The 20,010-nt window shown below is 35.9% G+C and carries 21 protein-coding genes and 1 pseudogene; 11 read left to right on the top strand and 11 right to left on the bottom strand.

What is annotated here, in order from left to right:
• Positions 1-111 precede the first annotated feature (111 nt).
• Positions 112-1,140, bottom strand: a pseudogene (locus G6Q10_RS02100) (branched-chain amino acid aminotransferase); the annotation flags it as partial.
• A gap of 186 nt (positions 1,141-1,326) precedes the next feature.
• On the opposite strand from G6Q10_RS02100, the gene G6Q10_RS02095 reads away from it, so the two are divergent.
• Positions 1,327-2,076: an alpha/beta hydrolase gene (locus tag G6Q10_RS02095; protein ID WP_163652367.1), complete on the top strand. Its 750-nt coding sequence runs from the start codon at positions 1,327-1,329 to the stop codon at positions 2,074-2,076.
• Positions 2,077-2,096: 20 nt separating this feature from the next.
• Entirely contained in the window at positions 2,097-2,531 is a 435-nt protein-coding gene (locus G6Q10_RS02090) for a GNAT family N-acetyltransferase (RefSeq protein ID WP_163652365.1), read from the top strand.
• A 48-nt stretch (positions 2,532-2,579) separates the two neighbouring features.
• On the opposite strand, the gene rpiA is transcribed toward G6Q10_RS02090, so the two are convergent.
• Positions 2,580-3,254, bottom strand: a complete 675-nt coding sequence (rpiA, locus tag G6Q10_RS02085; protein ID WP_163652363.1) for a ribose-5-phosphate isomerase RpiA — start codon at positions 3,252-3,254, stop codon at positions 2,580-2,582.
• A gap of 264 nt (positions 3,255-3,518) precedes the next feature.
• On the opposite strand from rpiA, the gene G6Q10_RS02080 reads away from it, so the two are divergent.
• From G6Q10_RS02080 to dltD, 5 genes are read left to right on the top strand one after another with little or no spacing between them, the layout of a single operon-like run.
• Positions 3,519-3,674, top strand: coding sequence for a teichoic acid D-Ala incorporation-associated protein DltX (locus G6Q10_RS02080; RefSeq protein WP_163652361.1), 156 nt, complete (start codon positions 3,519-3,521; stop codon positions 3,672-3,674).
• A gap of 18 nt (positions 3,675-3,692) precedes the next feature.
• Positions 3,693-5,243, top strand: a complete 1,551-nt coding sequence (dltA, locus tag G6Q10_RS02075; protein ID WP_370519496.1) for a D-alanine--poly(phosphoribitol) ligase subunit DltA — start codon at positions 3,693-3,695, stop codon at positions 5,241-5,243.
• Positions 5,240-6,424 (top strand): D-alanyl-lipoteichoic acid biosynthesis protein DltB, encoded by a 1,185-nt coding sequence (gene dltB / locus G6Q10_RS02070; protein WP_163652359.1) that lies wholly within the window; start codon positions 5,240-5,242, stop codon positions 6,422-6,424. Before dltA ends, dltB begins: the two co-directional genes overlap by 4 nt.
• 28 nt (positions 6,425-6,452) lie before the next feature.
• Positions 6,453-6,689, top strand: a complete 237-nt coding sequence (gene dltC / locus G6Q10_RS02065; RefSeq protein ID WP_163652357.1) for a D-alanine--poly(phosphoribitol) ligase subunit DltC — start codon at positions 6,453-6,455, stop codon at positions 6,687-6,689.
• The gene (gene dltD, locus G6Q10_RS02060) at positions 6,689-7,972 is read left to right on the top strand and encodes a D-alanyl-lipoteichoic acid biosynthesis protein DltD (protein WP_163652355.1); all 1,284 of its coding nucleotides are present in this window, start codon (positions 6,689-6,691) and stop codon (positions 7,970-7,972) included. Before dltC ends, dltD begins: the two co-directional genes overlap by 1 nt.
• Before the next feature lie 46 nt (positions 7,973-8,018).
• Here dltD and fabI read toward each other — a convergent pair whose 3' ends face one another.
• The 4 genes from fabI to G6Q10_RS02040 all read right to left on the bottom strand — a co-directional run bounded on the left by fabI (position 8,019) and on the right by G6Q10_RS02040 (position 11,251).
• Entirely contained in the window at positions 8,019-8,807 is a 789-nt protein-coding gene (fabI, locus tag G6Q10_RS02055) for an enoyl-ACP reductase FabI (protein ID WP_163652353.1), read from the bottom strand.
• Positions 8,808-8,870: 63 nt separating this feature from the next.
• Entirely contained in the window at positions 8,871-9,767 is an 897-nt protein-coding gene (locus G6Q10_RS02050) for an RluA family pseudouridine synthase (protein WP_163652351.1), read from the bottom strand.
• A 9-nt stretch (positions 9,768-9,776) separates the two neighbouring features.
• The gene (locus tag G6Q10_RS02045; protein WP_163652349.1) at positions 9,777-10,571 is read right to left on the bottom strand and encodes an NAD kinase; all 795 of its coding nucleotides are present in this window, start codon (positions 10,569-10,571) and stop codon (positions 9,777-9,779) included.
• A 17-nt stretch (positions 10,572-10,588) separates the two neighbouring features.
• Positions 10,589-11,251 (bottom strand): GTP diphosphokinase, encoded by a 663-nt coding sequence (locus G6Q10_RS02040; RefSeq protein WP_163652346.1) that lies wholly within the window; start codon positions 11,249-11,251, stop codon positions 10,589-10,591.
• 165 nt (positions 11,252-11,416) lie between these two features.
• On the opposite strand from G6Q10_RS02040, the gene G6Q10_RS02035 reads away from it, so the two are divergent.
• Both G6Q10_RS02035 and yjbH read left to right on the top strand, forming a co-directional pair.
• Positions 11,417-11,998, top strand: coding sequence for a CYTH domain-containing protein (locus tag G6Q10_RS02035; RefSeq protein ID WP_163652344.1), 582 nt, complete (start codon positions 11,417-11,419; stop codon positions 11,996-11,998).
• Positions 11,999-12,169: 171 nt separating this feature from the next.
• Positions 12,170-12,982, top strand: coding sequence for a protease adaptor protein YjbH (yjbH, locus tag G6Q10_RS02030; protein WP_163655665.1), 813 nt, complete (start codon positions 12,170-12,172; stop codon positions 12,980-12,982).
• Between the two features lie 62 nt (positions 12,983-13,044).
• Here the strand turns inward: yjbH and htpX are convergent, their stop codons facing one another.
• The 5 genes from htpX to G6Q10_RS02005 form a co-directional block, all read right to left on the bottom strand.
• On the bottom strand, positions 13,045-13,959 hold the full coding sequence (gene htpX, locus G6Q10_RS02025) for a zinc metalloprotease HtpX (protein WP_163652342.1): 915 nt from the start codon (positions 13,957-13,959) through the stop codon (positions 13,045-13,047).
• 20 nt (positions 13,960-13,979) lie between these two features.
• Entirely contained in the window at positions 13,980-14,537 is a 558-nt protein-coding gene (locus tag G6Q10_RS02020; protein ID WP_163652340.1) for a LemA family protein, read from the bottom strand.
• Positions 14,538-14,605: 68 nt separating this feature from the next.
• Entirely contained in the window at positions 14,606-15,832 is a 1,227-nt protein-coding gene (locus tag G6Q10_RS02015) for a peptidase U32 family protein (RefSeq protein ID WP_163652338.1), read from the bottom strand.
• 12 nt (positions 15,833-15,844) lie between these two features.
• On the bottom strand, positions 15,845-16,753 hold the full coding sequence (locus tag G6Q10_RS02010; protein ID WP_163652336.1) for a peptidase U32 family protein: 909 nt from the start codon (positions 16,751-16,753) through the stop codon (positions 15,845-15,847).
• A gap of 189 nt (positions 16,754-16,942) precedes the next feature.
• The gene (locus G6Q10_RS02005) at positions 16,943-17,977 is read right to left on the bottom strand and encodes a glycosyltransferase family 4 protein (RefSeq protein ID WP_370519539.1); all 1,035 of its coding nucleotides are present in this window, start codon (positions 17,975-17,977) and stop codon (positions 16,943-16,945) included.
• Between the two features lie 204 nt (positions 17,978-18,181).
• On the opposite strand from G6Q10_RS02005, the gene G6Q10_RS02000 reads away from it, so the two are divergent.
• Both G6Q10_RS02000 and G6Q10_RS01995 read left to right on the top strand, forming a co-directional pair.
• Complete coding sequence (locus G6Q10_RS02000) at positions 18,182-19,141, top strand: LCP family glycopolymer transferase (protein WP_163652332.1); 960 nt, start codon at positions 18,182-18,184, stop codon at positions 19,139-19,141.
• Positions 19,142-19,441: 300 nt separating this feature from the next.
• Positions 19,442-19,999, top strand: a complete 558-nt coding sequence (locus G6Q10_RS01995) for a hypothetical protein (RefSeq protein WP_163652330.1) — start codon at positions 19,442-19,444, stop codon at positions 19,997-19,999.
• Positions 20,000-20,010: the final 11 nt, after the last annotated feature.

Genomic DNA, 20,010 nt, shown 5'->3' with positions numbered 1-20,010 from the left:
CACGACAAAGCGAGTGAAAAAAGAGGTTTGCCAGACTTCCGGATTCTGGCAAACCTCTTTCATTGCGAACGATTTATTTTATTTATGTCACTAAGCTATTTCCTACATATCTTAGTAATCTACTTTTACAATCCAATCTTCTTCTGGTGCTTCAATGTCACCAAATTGAATCCCGCATAATTCATCATAAAGTTTGCGTGTGATTGGCCCTACTTCAGTTTCACTATAGAATACATGGAACAGATCTCTATTTTGGATGCCACCAATTGGTGTAATAACTGCTGCCGTTCCGCAAGCTCCTGCCTCGATATAGTCATCTAGCTGATCAATGTACACATCGCCTTCCTCTACGGTTAAACCAAGCCTATGCTCTGCTAAATAAAGCAAAGAGTACTTAGTAATACTTGGCAAAATAGACGGGGAATACGGCGTTATAAAATGATTTTCTTTTGTAATTCCAAAGAAATTTGCTGCCCCAACTTCTTCAATTTTAGTATGGGTAGCTGGATCAAGATAAATACAGTCACCAAACTTACGATCGCGTGCCGTTTTACCTGGAAGTAAACTGGCAGCATAATTCCCACCAACTTTTGCAGCGCCAGTCCCATTTGGTGCCGCTCGGTCAAACTCTGATACAACAAAGTTCACTGGACTTAAGCCCTCTTTAAAGTAGGAACCAACTGGGCTACAGAAAACTGAGAAGATATATTCTGGAGCTGCTTGTACTCCTAAATTATCGCCTACACCGATAATGTAAGGTCGCAAATATAGTGTTCCCCCACTTCCATATGGAGGAACAAATTCTTCATTTGCCGCAACGACTTGCTTACATGCTTCGATAAATTTTTCAGTTGGGACGATTGGCATAAGTAGCCGTTCACAACTTTTTTGCATCCGTAAAGCATTTTGATCAGGACGAAAAAGGTTAATTGAGCCATCTTTGGTACGATAGGCTTTTAAACCTTCAAAACATTGTTGTCCATAATGCAAAGCTGTTGAGCCTTCGCTAATATGAAGGATATTGTCGCTTGTTAACGTTCCCTCGTCCCATGCCCCGTTTTTCCAATATGAAAGATAGCGTTGATCTGTTTTAATATAACTAAAACCTAATTTATCCCATTCAATATTTTTACTCATGTTGGAATCCCTACTTTCTAAATTTTAAATGTAGTTTTTAGTATAGCACAATCCAGTAATGATAACAGTATTTAATCCAAAAAAGTTGAATACACATTATTTTCTATCTTTTTGAAAAACAAGGCCAAATTTTTTCCAAGTCCTATTTTTTCATGTTAAAATAAAGAAAAAATAAAGGAGCGAGTGAAAATGGCGGATCAAAAGATAATAGAAGAAACTATTTTTAGCCATGCTTTAAATGAAACGTTAGATTTAATCATCTGTTTGCCCAAAAATTATACACCGCTTTATAAATATCCATTTTGTATTGTTCAAGATGGAAAGGATTATTTGCGTTTTGGTAAATTACTGCACTTGGCTAATGAACTTACTGATCAAGATAAAATACATAAAGTCATTTTCGTTCTTCTTCCTTATAAGGATGTCCAGGATCGGAGACGTAAATACCATCCAGACGGGGAACAAAATGATGCCTATATTCATTTTTTAGCCTATGAATTGCTTCCTTATTTAGAGGATCGGTATTCGTCCTTTTATTTACCAACAAGCCGTTTTTTAATGGGCGATTCGCTTGGCGGTAGCACGTCATTAAAAGCTGCACTAAAATACCCTCATACGTTTGGTAATGTCATTTTGCATTCACCTTTTATAAATGATGACTTACTAACGTTATTTAAGGGCATCGAACCCGCCCGCTTAAAACTTTTTCACATCATTGGTAGTGAAGAAACTGAAGTACAAACAACGGATGGACAAATTGCGAACTTTTTAGACGCAAACCTTTTACTCCATAAAACAATGATCCAGAAAAACGTTTTACATCGTTACTATTTATTTGCTGGTGATCATCGCTGGAAATATTGGCAAAACTATATAAAAGACAGTCTTATATATATGTTTCCACCACAATTATTTGATCTTGATAATGCAAAATTTTAACTAAGAAAAGGAGAAAAAAATTGACAGTACAAAAAGCTATTACTTCAGAAATAAGAAAAGATGCTTTAAAAATCCGGCGTAACGTCTTTATTGAAGAACAAGGTATTGATCCTGAACTAGAATGGGATGAATTCGATAACGTAAATAGCGCAACGATGTTTGTTGATTATGCTAACGATGGGACAGCAATCGCTACAGGAAGGTTCCGCATGACTGACGGTTACGGCAAAGTTGAACGGATCTGCACGCTAAAAGCAGCACGTGGACTCGGAGCTGGACGACGAATCATGGAAGCAATTGAACATGAAGCTCGCCTTCAAGGTATTCTAAAATTAAAACTTGGCGCCCAAGTAACGGCTATTCCATTTTATGAAAAGTTAGGCTATCAGATAGCTTCTGAACTTTTTGATGATGCCGGGATTCCTCATAGACTGATGGAAAAGACTTTGAAATAAAATACTTCTGGTGATCTTTTGACATAACGAATGTTATGTCCCAAAAGATCATTTTCGCAACACTTCTTTGACAGTTCCATCTTGCATGCCAATCATGACGATATCAGCAATATCTAAAAACAACCCATCTGTGACAACTCCCGGAATACGCTCAAGTTCTTGTTGTAATTCCCATGGGTTATCAATTTTGCCGATATGAAGATCATAAATATAATGCCCATTATCTGTCATAAAAATTTTTCCATCCTGTTCTTTTCTAAGAATGATTTCTTTAGCAAACGTCCCGAGCTTTCTTTTTATTACTTCATGACCAAATGAAACTACTTCAACCGCAAGTGGAAATCTACCTAAAGTGTTCACTTGTTTTGATTCATCCACTATCCAAATATTTGTCGTGCTTGCAGTCGCAACAATTTTTTCACGTAAAAGTGCGCCGCCACCACCTTTTATTCCATTTAATTCATGATCAACTTCGTCCGCACCATCTATTGTTAAATCAATTTTTTCTACATCATTAAGGCTATATAAGGGAATGTTATTTTCATGTGCTAGCTGCTCAGATATACGTGAAGTGGCTACAGCTTTTAAATTCATGCCTTCTTGAATCAACTTCGCTATACGTTTGATAGCATAATAAGCTGTACTCCCGGTTCCAAGACCAATTGTGCTTCCCGCTTTTATATGCTCACAAGCCTTTAAAGCCGCCATTTTTTTCGCATTCATGTTATATCTTTCCTCCTTCAAAGCGAAAAGTTCATAAAAAATTCATATTTGTTGTCATAAACAGACTTTGTCTAAATTTTTATTCTTTTTCGCAATATTTTTCTCCGACATTTTTATATTTTAGCGCAAATTATGATAAATAAATATAAAAATGACTCAACCTTACAAAATTGTAATTAGACAAATTAAGTCACATGCGTTACATTATATAAGGGATAAAAACATATTCTTAATATTTGTCATTAAACAGTAATAAATGAGGTGATGAACATATTTAGCAAATTAAAACTTTTCTTCTATAAACCTAGTACAATTTTTGTCCTTAAAACCCTTTTTTATTTAATTGTTCTTCTTAGCTTACTATGGTTTTATGGATTCAAAAATCCAAATAGCACTAATTTTGTCTATAACGAATTTTAATAGAAAGGACGGATGCAGATGAGTATCCAAACGATGGATTCTACAATCGCGGCTCGTATTGATGAGTGGGCACAGAAAACACCAAATGCACCGTGTTATGAATATAATAAGGAAGTCTTAACTTATAAAGAGCTTAAAGAAAAGTCTGATGCCTTTGCGCTATTTCTTGAGAACAAGATTGGTTGCGAAAAAAATAAGCCTGTCATCGTCTATGGTCATATGAGCCCACTAATGATTATTTCTTTCTTAGCAGCAACCAAAAGTGGTCATCCATATATACCCATTGATAAATCAGTTCCAAACGAACGCGCAAGTCAAATTATTACAGCTTCTGGTTCACTAGCTGTTATTTTAGCAGAAGACGCTGATGATGAAGTTATTGTAAATTGCAAAGAAAAAGTGATTACTACAACAGAAATAACAGCTACTTTCAACAAAAATGAAGGCAAACTTCCAAATCCAAAAAATGCAGTAAGTGGTAATGATACCTACTATATTATCTATACTTCTGGAAGCACAGGCATGCCTAAAGGTGTACAAATTTCACATAACAACTTGGCAAGCTTTAGCCATTGGATTTTACAGGATTTTTCCTTTGCACAAGGAATGCGCGTTTTAAATCAAGCACCTTATTCCTTTGATCTGTCAGTAATGGGAGTTTATCCAACCCTTTTATCAGGCGGCACCCTTTTACCACTTGACAAAGAGATTAGCGCCAACTTAAAAGATTTATATGCAAAACTTCCTGAAATGGGGCTAAATGTTTGGGTTAGCACACCTTCTTTTGTTGATGTTTGCCTACTTGATCCTCATTTCAATCAAGAAACACAACCTGGGCTTACTAACTTCTTATTTTGCGGCGAAATTCTTACAAAAGAAACCGCTCGTGAGCTGTTGAAACGTTTTCCAAAAGCAAATGTTTATAACACCTATGGCCCAACTGAAGCAACTGTTGCTGTCACACAAGTAAAGATTACAAATGAAATCATTGACCAATACCCAAGCTTACCACTTGGTGAAATGAAACCCGATTCTAAACTACAAATTGTCTCAACTGAAACTGGTGAAGTACTGCCAGACGGAGAAAAAGGTGAAATTGTTCTGATTGGACCAAGCGTTTCAAAAGGTTATCTAAACGATCCAGAAAAGACAGCACAAGTTTTTAAAGAATATCCACCTTTTGTTGGTTATCATACTGGAGATGCGGGGATTATTAAAGATGGACAACTCTTCTTCTATGGTCGCCTTGATTTCCAAGTTAAACTGCATGGATATCGGATTGAACTTGAAGATATCGAAAATAATTTGAAAGAAGTCAGCTATATACGTAGTTGCGTTGTCATTCCAAAACTTGTTAATGGGAAAGTCGATAGTTTAGTTGCCTTTGTCGTACCAAACTCACACGAATTTCAAAAAGAATATCAACTTAGTTCTGCAATAAAAAAGGAATTGCAAAGTGTGTTACCAAGCTATATGATCCCACGCAAATGGATTTACAAAGAAAGCTTACCATTAACAAATAACAGTAAGGTTGATCGTAAAGCGCTGGCTCTAGAGGTGAACGAATGACAACACCTTATGGTACGATATTCTATTTTGGGATATTGTTTCTATTTTTAGCTCCCATTATCATTGCAGGCCTAAATGGTCGCCGTTTACCTGTTTATAATGCCTTTGTAACACTTCTTTTCATTTATTGGATGTTCTCTGAGAACTACATTCAAGGGATTGCGTTTATTGCCTTTATCTTTTGGCAATTAATTATTGTACGGCTTTACTTTAATTATCGCCGTGTTTTAAATAAAAATCATGGTGGTATTTTCACTTTAGCAATATTGATGTCCATTTTACCACTCATTGTTACCAAGATGCAGCCATTACTTGCAGGCCATCTTTCACTCGTTGGCTTCCTTGGTATCTCTTATTTGACATTTAAAGCCGTAACCATGGTGATAGAAATCCGTGATGGCTTAATCAAAGAGTATAATTCTGTTGAATTCGTGAATTTCTTACTCTTTTTCCCAACGCTTTCTTCTGGACCAATTGATCGTTATCGTCGCTTTAAACAGGATGTCGATAAACCACTTGATAAGGAAAAATATTTAGCACTTTTAAACAGAGGTATTTTTCTTATTTTCTTAGGTTTTCTTTATAAATTCATTATTGCTTATTTAGTTTCCAAATACTGGGTGGAGCCACTTAAATTTAATTTAATAAACCATATTAATTTTGGCTCTAGCATGCTTGGTTATATGTATAGTTATAGTATGTATTTGTTCTTTGACTTTGCTGGTTATAGTGCGTTTGCTGTCGGAGTCAGTCATATGTTAGGGATACAGACACCAATGAACTTTAACAAACCATTTATCGCTCGCAACATTAAAGATTTCTGGAATAGATGGCATATGACCTTATCATTCTGGTTCCGAGATTTCGTTTTTATGCGCCTTGTATTCTGGTTAACAAAGAAAAAATGGTTTAAAAGCAAGTTTACAATTGCCTATATCGCTTATTTCGTGAATTTCATGATTATGGGGATTTGGCATGGTCTTCATTGGTATTACATCCTTTACGGGTTATACCAAGCGCTCATGATTATCGGTTTTGATATCTTTGAACGCATTAATAAAAAATATAAATTCTATCCAAAAAACAAAGTAACACATGTCATTGGGGTATTTATCACATTTAATTTTATCTGCTTTGGATTCTTGATCTTCTCAGGAATATTAGATAAAATCCCATTTTAACTAAAAATAATTAAAGGTGGTTTTTAACATGGCTTTTCGCGATGAAGTATTAAAAATTTTAGAGGAAATTACAGAAACAGAAGAAGTTAAAGATAACACAAACGTTCAACTTTTCGACGAAGGCTTGCTTGATTCAATGGCAACAGTTAGTCTACTCGTTGAAATTGAAGCTCGTTTAGGTATCACAGTTCCAGTCTCTGAATTTGAACGCACGGAATGGGCAACTCCAGAAATGATTATTGCTAAGCTCGAGGAACTCAAATAATGAAAAAAAAGCTTTGGATGACATTTGGTCCAGTACTTGTTGCTGGACTTGTCTTCCTGTTCATCCTTTTCGGCCCAAGTGCTCTTTTCAATGGCGTTTCAAATAAAACCATTGAAAAAAGTGCTACTTCGATGAATGAAGGTGTCATTCAAGGACAACTTATTCAAGACGATGCGTTTTCAAAAAAAGAATACTTACCAATCTTTGGGTCTTCTGAACTCTCTCGTATTGATATGTTTCATCCAAGCGTTTATTCTCAAAAATACAATAAGGGTTATACACCGTTTTTAATTGGCCGTGCAGGGACACAATCGCTTACACACTATTTAAATATCAACTCACTCGGTACCCAATTAAAAGGAAAAAAAGTAGTTTTCATTCTCTCCCCACAGTGGTTTCAACCAAAAGGAGTAAATGCTGGTCATTTTGGGATTAACTTTTCACCGCTTCAAGCTTATAAATTTGCTTTAGAAGACAAAAAAGAAACACCCGAAAGACGCTATGCTGCACGCAGGTTGTTACAATATAAAGTCGTGCAAAATGATACAACTTTAAAATCCTTACTTGAAAACATTGCTACACCTGGACCAAATAAACCAAACGATGAAACTTTCACACGCTTATCAGCAAAATTCCAATATGCTATTTTAACTCGTAAAGATGAATTGGAATCAAAATTTGTCACTGGTTCTAGAGAAGAAATGGTTGAAAATGGTATTAAAAATCTCCCTGGCAACTTATCCTATGAAAAACTAGATCAACTTGCTATAGAAGCTGGTAAAGCCAATACTGGTAACAATGAATTTAACATCAAACAAAAATATTACGATAAAAAAATCAAACCTATTTACGATAAGTTAACAGACAGCCGTCGCTCATTAAGCTATGCTCAATCACCTGAGTACGCTGACTTACAGCTAGTTATGGATGCGTTTAAGCAGGCTGGTGCAGATGTTCTCTTCGTTAATCCACCAATTAATGGAAAATGGATCGATTTTATTGGCATGAATAGAAAAGAATTAAGTTTATATTACCAAAAAACACAAGCAATGGTGGAACAGAATGGCTTTAAATACGTTTCACTTGAGAAATTTACAGATGATCCTTACTTCTTAGAGGACCCAATTCATTTAAGCTGGCGTGGCTGGGTACAAATAGATAAGGCGATTGATCAATTTAGACAAACTAAAAAACCAGCCTTTTACCCACCAACACCAAAAGAATTTTATCTTTCTCAAGCACCACTTAAAGATAACAAAGGTAAATTAGAGAAAAAAAATTAAAAACATGTGCCGAGGACATCAATGAATGTCCTCGGCACATGTTTTTTTAAAATCCGATAATGTGATAGCCGCTATCCACATGAATCATTTCACCAGTAATCCCTCGTGAAAGTGAACTAAACAGGAATAAAGCCGTATCTCCCACTTCTTCTGGTTGTGTCGCTCGTTTTAGCGGTGCTTTCTCTTCTACTATGCTTAGTGACTTTGTAAAACTACTCACACCTCTTGCTGATAACGTACGGATTGGACCAGCTGAGATCGCATTTACACGGACGCCCACTTTTCCAAGATCAACTGCCATATATTTAACACTTGCATCAAGAGAAGCTTTTGCGACCCCCATAATATTATAATTTTCAACCACGCGCTCGCCACCAAGATAAGTTAACGTAATTAAACTTGCATCCTCTGCTAGCATTTCTAAATGCTTCAATGTTCGAGCAATTGCTGTGAAAGAATAAGCACTGATTTCATGAGCTTGTAAAAAGCTTTCACGATCCACTTCTAAATAATCACCCGTTAAATAGTCTTTATTTGCAAAAGCAATACAATGTGCTAAGCCGCTAATTTTCTCATGTTTCGCTTTTACAGCTTCAAAAGCCGCTTTTATGTTATCTTCACTTGTGACATCACAGTGAATCAATAATGGATCTTTATTTATGTCAGAAAGCGTGTCTACTAGTTCTGTAATGCTTTTTTTAGCCCGATCGTCTGCATATGTAAAAACTAACTTAGCCCCTGCTTCGTTAAGTGATTTAGCAATACTCCAAGCAATACTACGTTTATTGGCAACACCCATCACAACGTAAGTTTTATCATCTAAAGTTAAATTCATTATTCTTCCTCCTAAAATTAAACATTTATTCCATTATTTATTTTACATGAGTCTTGTTTTTTTTTAAACTTTTTTCACTTTGTTTATCATGTTTTCAATATCTGCTGGTAGTGGAATTTCAAACTCAAGATATTCTTCTGTAAAAGGGTGTTGTAAATGAAGATGATACGAATGAAGTGCTTGCCTTTTTAACTGATCTACTTTACCGCCATACATTTCATCTCCAATTAATGGATGACCAATATATGAAAAATGAACGCGAATTTGATGGGTTCTCCCTGTTTCAAGTTCAATTTTGAGATGATCAAAATCCTGATAATGTGCTATTCTTTGGTAGTTTGTTTTTGCATATTTTCCTTCTGGTGTGACTATTCGTTCCATGATACTAACATCACGCCTACCAATTGGAGCGATAATACTTCCACTAGACTCTGACAATTGTCCCGTGACAAGCGCCTGATAACGCCTTTTCAAAAGCCCTTTTTGCAGAAAATCACTTAATCGCGCATGAGCAAACCGTGTTTTTGCAATCAGCATCAATCCAGAAGTTTCACGATCAAGCCTTGTCACAATATGGATTGCAGAATCAATACCTTTCAGATGGTAATACCCTTTCACATGACTTGCAACCGACCCCTTTGGATGATATTGTGCAGGAATCGATGCCATCCCAGCAGGCTTATTAATAACAAGAATAAAATCATCCTCAAACACGATATCTAAAAGGCCAAATTCAGGCACTAAACGGTCGTTTTGCTTTTCTTTTGGAAAAGTTAGCTTAATAATATCTCCTGTTTTTACTTTATAAAGGACGGTTTCTTCTTTTTTATTGACTTCAATTTTCCCGTCTTCTTGATATTTCACAGAAGCTAAAAGCTGTTTTGAAATATGATGATGCTTAAGAAATGTCCTAAGCAGTATGCCTTCTTCCTCTTCTTTCACTTGCCACGATAAAAACAAAACTTCCTCCTAATCTTCAATAAACGAATCATGTACTCGTTGCCAAAATGGAAACGACCTGAATCTTGCAAATTGAATTGACTGATCTGAAACCTCATAACGAATTTCTTTTACATCGCGATGTAAAATACTTAAATGATCCACTGATATTTGAAAGTCATTATGGTTAACTGGCTGTAAACTAACTAAGTGATGATTTGGGAAAACAAGTGGGCTCCCAATTGTACGATAAACCCGATTATTAATTGACGCCATTTCGGTTAACTGCATGGCTGAAATGGAAGGATGCATTAAAGCCCCTCCAAGCGATTTATTGTAAGCCGTGGTTCCACTTGGTGTTGACATACAAAGACCATCTCCGCGAAATCGCTCAAAATGACTATCATTGACAAAAACATCAACGACAAATGGCCCTCCAGAGCTTTTAACCGTTGATTCATTTAACGCTAAATAAATCGCTTCTTGTTTTCCTAACGCATAGCGTACGGTTGTTTTTAAAAGCGGATAAATCACTCTTTCAAACTTGCCTTTTACAATTAACTTGACCAATTTATCAACTTCTTGCGGGCGCCAATCAGCATAAAAGCCTAAATGCCCCGTATGAATACCTAAAAACACAGTTTGATCTAAACGATTTTCATATTGATGAAAAGCAGCAAGCATCGTCCCGTCACCGCCAATGGAAATCACAATTTCTGGGTTAACCTCATCATAGACCATATCATAATTCCCAAATTCAGCAACAATTGTCAATCTAAGTAAATTCGACTTTTCATCCCCTTTGGAGAAAATTACATATTTCATTTTGTGTTCTCCTTTATCTATTGTTTAGGAATTTCATGGTGTACAGTATTTTGGGCTTTGATGACATCTTTATTTTTTGAAAAAAAGACCTGAGCATCTCTTACTTCTTCACGAATTTGGCGCATCTCTTCATCTAATTGATATGCAGCTTCTGCAGCGCGTTTTAGTCTTGTATTAATCGCTTCTGGAAACCCACCTTGATATTTATAATTCATTGAATGCTCAATCGTCGCCCAAAAATTCATGGCAAGTGTCCGAATTTGAATTTCAACAAGTAACTTTTCTGTACCTTGGATTGTTTCCACTGGATATTCAATAACTACATGGTAAGAACGATAACCACTAGGCTTTTTATTCGCAATATAATCTCTTTCTTCTATAATACGAAAATCACTTCTTTGTCTCATTAACTCGACAACAACTTCAATATCATCCACAAATTGACACATCATTCTAAGTCCAGCGATATCTTGCATTTCTTCTGCTAAGCAATCAAGTGAGATCTCCTTTTTTGTTGCTTTATCCAAAATGCTTGCCACGGGCTTTACACGACCCGTCACAAATTCAATCGGCGAATGATTGTTTTCAAGTATAAACTGGGAACGCATTCCTTTAAATTTTACTTTTAACTCTTCTACAGCTTGCTTATACGGCACAAGAAAATCTTCCCAATGATTCAAAAACCTCACCTCTACTAGCTTATTTGACTGAGTCTCAAATGCACACACCTATTTTACCATATTTTTTAAGATTCCTCTTTTGTGATAGCGTATTTTTAGCATATTTTTTTCAACACTGGTACTATAGAAGAAAAGAAACTTTTTATGCTTGAAAGGATGATTATTTTGTCACAAGAACTTGAAATTGAATTTCGTAATATGCTAACAGCCAGCGAATACGAAAAACTAACAACAGATTTCAACATAAAAGCTGATGATTACTTTGAGCAAATTAACTATTACTTCGATACACCAGCCTTTGCCTTAAAAAACAGACAGAGCGCTTTACGTATTCGAAAAATAAAAAATAACGATCAATTAACATTAAAAACACCAGAAGGAAATGGATTGCTTGAAACCACGCAAATATTAGGCGCTGATCAAACGGATGCTATCTTAAAAGGTGCGAATATCCCCATTGGTAAAGTACGCGAACAACTTGCTAAATTATCTGTTTCGTACGAAGACCTTATCTTGTTCGGCTCACTAAAAACCATTCGAAGCGAAATCGAATACAAAAAAGGATTGCTTGTATTTGACAAAAATTTTTATGGAAATGTTGTTGATTATAATCTTGAATATGAAGTACCCGATTACGAAAAAGGAAAAAGTATCTTTTCTGAACTTCTGGAAAATTATTCAATCACTGAAATCCCTGCACCAAATAAAATTGAACGCTTCTATACCGAAGTTTATCACAATGAATAAATACAATTTATAAAGAAATTCTGCTTTTTTTGAGGAGCAATTATTTGTTAATTTATGTAGACGCTGATAAAATATAAATAGACTTAAATTATTTTACAATATAGTTTACAGCTCAAGCGATACTAAGTACGGGCAGTGTATATGTCAGAATTTGAAAATCAGGTGATAACAATGATTAACCAAAATCTATATTATGAATCTGTTTCAAGTTCCAAGCCGATTGAAATTTATTTATTTTTCGATCCTACTTGTGAAGATTGTTGGAATATGGATGTCAATATTAAGCGCCTCCAGTTAGAATATGGTAATTATTTTAAATTAAGATACATTTTATATAATAATTTACAAACTTTTATTAACAAACAAAAACGCACCCCACAATTAGAAATGTTCAAAGAGCAAAAGGAGCAGGCGCACCTTTCTTATATTTCTTGTCTTGCTGTAAAAGCTGCTGAACTTCAAGGAAAAAAACTGGGGATTAACTTTTTGCGTAAAATCCAAGAAGCCTATTTTTTAGAAGGCAAAGATATTTCTGATAATGAGACACTGTTAAAAATGGCGCATGCTGTGGGTCTTGATTTAAGCGAATTTAATAAAGACTTTGCTTCCAATATTGCTAAACGTGCTTATATTGGGGATCAGAAAGTAGCGCATGAAATGGATATTTTCGAAAATCCAACCGTCGTCTTTTTTAATCGGAATATAGAGGATGCTGGCCTTAAGATTACTGGTCCCCATCGTTATGATGTGTATGTGCATATTTTATCGGAGCTCTTAAATCATTTTCCTGAACCAGAGAATAGGCCTCCAATGGAAGAATATATCAAGCAAGTACGTGTAACATCAGCAGAAGCTATGGCTGAATATTATAATGTATCTACAGCAAAAATTGAACGCCTAATGAAGAAATGGCGCTTGCAACAAAAAGTCACTTCAGTCGAAATGGCAGATGGACAACTTATATGGCAATATACAGGTGGGTAAAAAGCCGTGATACTATTTTGGAACGATGTCCAACTAGAGTTTCACGGCTTTTTTTGTTTTGTTTACATACTTTTTAGACGTTCGATTCTTGTACTGATTGGTGGATGTGAATCAAATAAACCTGGCTTTTCTTTTTTCGACTTCAGGGGTGAAGCAAAATAAATTGATTCACTAGCTGCACTTACTTGCTCCATCTTCTTACTATTCCCGCTGATCTTTTCAAGTGCTGAAATTAAGCCCTCAGGATTTCGGGTTAATTCAACTGCGCTAGCATCAGCAAGATATTCACGATTCCGCGATAAAGCAAACTGGATTGCAGTTGCAATAATAGGTGCTAAAATAACAAATACAAGAGCAACTAAATAAATAATTACCTGTGCTGCACCACCACCATTATTGTCATTTTTACGGCTGTTACGTCCACCTGTTAAACTTCCCCAAAAAAGAAAACGCATCGCAATATCACTCAAAATTGCAATAACCGCTACAAGAGCTATCGCAATTGTCGAAAGGCGGATATCATAATTGCGAATATGAGAGACTTCATGCCCAATTACACCTTCTAGCTCATAGCGCTCTAATGCATTTAACAGCCCGCGTGTCACAGCGACTGCGCTTTTTTCTGGAGATGAACCTGTTGCAAAAGCATTAAGGCTAGCATCTTCTACAATATACACACGTGGCATCTTGATTCCTGCAACCATAGCCATATCAGAAACAGTGTCAAATAAGACAGGCTCTTCTTCACGCGAACGAATTTCTTTTGCATGATTCATTTGCATTACAATGCTAGAACTATTGAATAACATAATGGCGATATAAATGATGCCAACAACCGCAGCAATAAGCAGTCCGTTTAGATAATTGTTCCAAACAACAATGCCAATCGCAGCACCCACCAAAAGTACGAATAAGAAGAAACCGAACACAATAAAAACAGTTTTGCGCTTATTAGAAGCAATTTGTTCAAATAGCATGCGCTCTCTTCCTTTCTAAATTAAAATTGGACTTTTGGTGTTTCACGTTCCTCTTCTTTTGCACTTAACATTTCTCGTTTCGTAAAGCCATGTGCTTTAGCGATAATATTCGTTGGCAATGATTCAATTTTTGTATTGTATGTCATAACCGTTGTATTATACAACTGACGTGAGTAAGCAACCTTGTTTTCCGTTGTAGAAAGCTCATGCTGTAATTCGATAAATGATTGGTTTGCTTTCAAATCTGGGTAAGATTCGCCAAGAGCAAAAACAGATTTTAATGCACCTGTTAGCATATCATCTGCTTCAATTTGCTCAGCACGATCATTTTTTGATGTTGCCATCATTTTATTGCGCGCTTCAATGACCTGTGTCAGTGTTTCTTTTTCATGTGTGGCATACCCTTTGACCGTTTCTACCAAATTGGGAATTAAGTCAAAGCGACGTTTCAATTGAACATCAATTTGCGCCCAGGTTTCATCAACGCGATTACGATATTTAACAAGACTATTGTATAAACCAAAGTAAATCAACGCAAGAACAACGACGATTGCGATTATAATGATTAAAGTTATCATGCTAATTCCTCCTTATGTTACAATTTAATTACATTATACCTCATTTTCCGAATCGTTTCCATGGTAAACTATTTTTTCTTTCGCATAAAGTCAAATGGCTCAACCGGTTGATCTACAACCATTTTTACTGTCATCATTGCATTAGGAGCACGATCAATGACTTCATCATTTTCATTCCAAATTTTCGTTACGGTCTGCTTAAAGCCAGTATCTTTAGGGCCATAAAATTCAATTTTATCCCCAACGCCAAAATTATTGCGCTGTTCAAGCGTTGCAATTCGCGTTTTTGGATCATAGTCCAATACTTGTGCTGCAAAAGCATATTGTGGAATTTTTCTTGTTTTACCAAAAAGTTGCTCGTCTTCTGTTGGTTCTTTATAAAAGAAACCGGTCGATAACTCACGCTGAGCTACTTTCCACAATTCATCTTCCCAAGCAGGATCAAACTCGAAATGATCTGGATCGCTGCAATAAGCATCAACCACTTTGCGGTAAATACTAGCCACTGTTGAAACATAATGAATCGACTTCATCCGCCCTTCTATTTTAAGGCTGTCTACACCTGCTTCAATCATATCTGGTAGATAACGAATCATTGATAAGTCAACTGCACTCATTGAAAATGGCTCTTCGTCTTCTGCTACAAGATTTCGCTTCACGCCATGATCCACTTCAAACAAATCATATTTCCAGCGGCAACTCTGAGCACAACCACCACGATTGGCATCACGATTCGCCATATGATTAGAAAGTGTACAACGTCCAGAATAAGAAATACACATCGCCCCGTGAATAAAGGCTTCCATTTCAACATTGGTTTTTTCTGCGATTTCGCGAATTTCCTCCATGCTTACTTCTCGTGCCAAAACGACACGTTCAAGCCCTCGTTTTCGCCAAAATTCTAATGTTTTATAATTAGTCGCTGATGCTTGTGTTGATAAATGAACTGGTAAACCAGGTGCGTTTTCAAAACAAATTTGAATAAGCGCAGGGTCAGAGACAATAACTGCATCAATACCAATTTCTCGTAATGTCAGGAAAAATTCTCCCGCCCCCTCAGTATCACCTTCGTGAGCCACCATATTAGCAGCCACGTATACTTTAGCTCCATGTCCATGCGCAAAAGTAATACCTTCTCGCATTTCATCAAAACTAAAATTCCCAGCACGTGAACGTAATCCAAAAGCTTGTCCACCAATATAAACCGCATCAGCACCATAACGGATGGCAATTTTTAATTTTTCAAGATTTCCAGCAGGTGCAAGCACTTCTGGTTTTTTTGTTATTGTGCGCATAAATATCCCCCTTTACTTCACTTCATCCGGATCTTTCAAATAAAAACCAGCATCAAGGCTTCTCGTTTTATTTGACAGCTCAGCCAGTTGGTTAACAAAACTTTCAGCAACAAACGCATCTTTCACGATCATTTCTTTCGCCTCAACAAAAAGTTTTGCAATCCGAACAAAATTTTCACTTTCATGTAAAATGCCATCTAACTTCCAAGTTGTAATCCCTGCTTGATAAAGCTCTTTTAAATAAGGCATCAATGAAATATCTTCTGAGCTAAAAATATGCGTGCCATTTTCATCTTCATAAATAGGTAGCATGCTATCCGCATCCCCCGGCTCACGCAAATAAAGCCCACGTTCTTTAGCAGAGCTTTCATCTAAATCAGTAATATTATAGTAATTCGTCACCAACTTGCGCTTTGATTGGTGAATGCACGTTGGCCCATAAACAAGAACTTCTACAGGTACATTTAAGCTACTGGCAATTTTTTCGATTTCGATTTTTGTTAACTCTCTAGCAAGAACAGCACTAATTGCTCCTTGCTCCACCCAAAAGGCAATTTGTTCAGCGCTTGTCACAAATGTTTGTGCATCATAAATAAATGGTAAGTCAAGTCCCAGCTCTTCCAACGTCAAAATAACACCTGGGTCACCGCAAGCAATTGCATCAGCCTTTATTTCAGCTAATTGCTTTAAATAAGCTGGGATTTCTGCGATATGTTCATTGTGCATTAAACCATTTACGGCTATGATGACTTTTTTCCCTTGTCCGTGAGCAAAAGCCACGATCTCTTGTAATTCAGTTACACTAAATGAAGCAGGCAACCTAAGACCAAATCGGTTGTTTCCAACATATAGCGTATCTACCCCCGCGCGAAGCAACTTTTCGGCTTGCAGTGCTGAATCTGCTGTCGCAATGATTTCCATATTGATTTCTCCTCGACTTTCTGTAAAAAGCTTACCTGAATAATGTATCATAACCACGGCTCTCAAACAATAACTTTCAAGTAAAAAGGAGCACGTGAATAAGCTAACAAATAGCTCCTCTCACCATACTCCTTTTCTGTATGTACAAAGCATATAAAAAAAACGTGCACTTGTCACGCTTTTTTTACATTAACTATTTTTTTCTTCTTCGTTTTCTGAATTCATTTTAAACAAGCGCATAATTGGGCGATAATTTTTCCCAATCAAGCCTAATGTTTCAATCAGTACCTCAATTAAAATAACCAGCACAATCATTAAAATAATCGAACCTAAAAGCGTTGACATTGTAAAAATAAATGAAAAGAGCGAAAAAAGTGCTGCGATTGCATAAATTAAAATAACCGTTTGCCGATGAGTAAAACCTAGATTCATTAAGCAATGATGCAGATGATATTTATCTGCCATCGCAATAGGTTGCTTCGTTACCATTCGCCGTATAATGGCAAAAATCGTATCAGAAAGAGGTACCCCTAAAATTAAAATCGGTACAATAAGTGAAATAAATGTGACGTTTTTAAAGCCCATAACTGAAAGAACAGCAATAATAAAGCCTAAAAAAAGTGCTCCTGTATCACCCATAAAAATTTTTGCTGGATTAAAATTGTAAGGTAAGAACCCAAGCGTCGCAGAAATAAGCACCGTAGCCACTAAAATAACAACGCTATCCGACATAATAAAGGCCATCCCCAAAATTGTAAAAAGAGCAATCGTTGAAACCCCAGCTGCAAGGCCATCTAACCCATCAATCAAATTAATCGCATTCGTAATGGTCACAATCCAAAGAATGGTAAGTGGAATACTCAAAATCCCAAAATGTATTTCACCACCAAATGGTAAATTAATAAAATCAATATTAATGTCACCAAAAAAAACAATAACAAATGCCGCCAAAATCTGACCAAACAGCTTATAACGCGCTTTAATATCAAAAAGGTCATCAACTAAACCTGTAAGCATCATGACTGTCCCAGAAATAGCTAACGTCCAAACAAAGCGATCTTCAATCGGCAATAAGAACAGTCCAATCATAAAACTACTATAAATTGCCAAGCCGCCAATACTTGGGATCGGCTTTACATTTATTCTACGTTGATCGGGTTTATCCGTTATATCGAACTTTAAAGCTAGATATTTCACAAGTGGCGTCAATAGAAGCGATGCCATGAAACAAATACTAATTAATAAATAAAACAAGGCTTCCACGCCCTTTCCGAACAATTTGTTTATTTTATTATACTTTTTCCGCTATAAAAACACAATGAAAAGCTAAAATTCTCATCCAATCTTAATAACTTCTTAAAGATTAAAAATTTTTAATGACCTTTTTCATATTTTAGTATAAAATAATAATATGTACGTAAAGAAAGGATGTCAAAATTGCGATCAGACAAACGTAAAAAGAAAAAGCACTTCGTATTAAAAATTATATTAATCACGCTTTTAGTGATTGTTTTAGCTGCTGTAGCCCTTGTCGGCTTTGCTTATTGGAGAACAAGCTCTACTTTTGATAAGATTCATCATCCCATTGAAGGAAAAGGAAGTTCAGGCGTTGCTTTAAATGGTAAAACACCATTTTCTGTTTTAATCATCGGAACCGATGCTCGTGGTAATGAGCGTGGACGTTCTGATACATTGATTGCAGCAACAGTTAACGGCACAAAAAACAAAATTCAAATGTTAAGTATCCCTCGTGATACTCGCGCTGAAATTATTGGTCATAATTCGACTGAAAAAATTAATGCCGCCTTTGCTTATGGTGGCGTAAAAATGGCAGATGCCACAACAACGAATTTTTTAAATAACATTCCATTTAACTATTATATTAAAATTAATATGGAAGGTTTCCGTGATTTAGTGAATGCTGTTGGCGGCGTTGAAGTTTATAATGACAAAGACGGTTTAACGCTAAATAAACAATCAAGTACTGGTAGCCAAGGAACTTTCAACAAAGGAAATATTCATTTAGATGGTGACCAAGCTCTGGCTTATGTCCGTATCCGTAAAACAGATGCTGAAGGCGACTTTGGTCGACAAAAAAGGCAACAACAACTTATTTCTGCTATTGCTGAAAAAGCTTTAAGTACTGGATTAATCTGGCGCTTTGACGGCATTTTAAACGCCATTGGTAAGAATATCGAGACCGATTTTACAATGAATGACATTACTAAAATTGCTAAAAACTACCGTAACTCATTAAAAAATGTGGAAAACCTTCAAGTAAAAGGCGATGGCGGCAAACTAAATGATGGCCTATGGTACTATGTTGTTTCTGAACAAGAACGTGCTCGCTTACACGATGAGTTAGCTAAAAATCTTGAAATTAAATAAAAACGAGATTTAATATTATGTTTAAAAATAAAAATGCTTTTCTCAGAGAAGAGCATTTTTATTTTTGCTACATGAAACGATGAACACAAAAAAAGCGCTTAAAGACGCTAACTGAAAGCAACTCTAGAAAAAAATGGATCCCATTTTTCATTAGCACCCCTTAAAAAAGACACATTATTGTCACAATTATATCTCTTTCCTCGAAAACTTCATTTTTTTAAAAGTAACTTTTATGATAACGTGAAAGCGCTACCTTTAGAATGAAAAGTATTATAAAAAAATGGATAGGAGATGATTGGATTGAACGTAAAGAAAGTAATTTCGATTTTTAGCTCTATTGTTATCATCACACTACTATTAACACAAAGCTATGACATTACTCATGCAAACGCTTCGAAAGGCAAATTTACTACAAAAATAGCTACTCAAAATACTAACTTTATTAAAAATGGAACTTTTAATGACGGGATAACGAATTGGGATAATCTTTACCCAGAAAAAGCACAAATCATTAATGAAAACAATAATAATTTTCTTAGGATAGCCACAGGTTCTGGTTTTGGTCATGTCACTACTCAAAAAATAGTCGACTTGGAACCTTATACAGCGTATACATTAAGTTTCGATTCAAAGGAGCAGGATTTTGGCTTGGATGGTATAGGAGCTTTTGTCGCCTTAAATAATAATATAGGAGAAATTGTTTCTGGAGTACCACCGCATTCTCCTAATTTAGAAAACCAAAGTATCTCACTAAAAACAACGGATATCGGAGAGCTTACTGTTTTTATCTTTGTGAATCCAGAAATCGGGGATGGACAAGCTGATTTTGATAATTTTACTTTGCTAAAAACAAATTAATTCGTTGTACC

Origin of the sequence: Listeria sp. PSOL-1, assembly GCF_902806445.1 — a bacterium.
Lineage (GTDB): Bacteria > Bacillota > Bacilli > Lactobacillales > Listeriaceae > Listeria.
The sequence above is the reverse complement of the archived record's forward strand: the minus strand, read 5'-3'. Positions and strand labels throughout refer to the sequence as shown.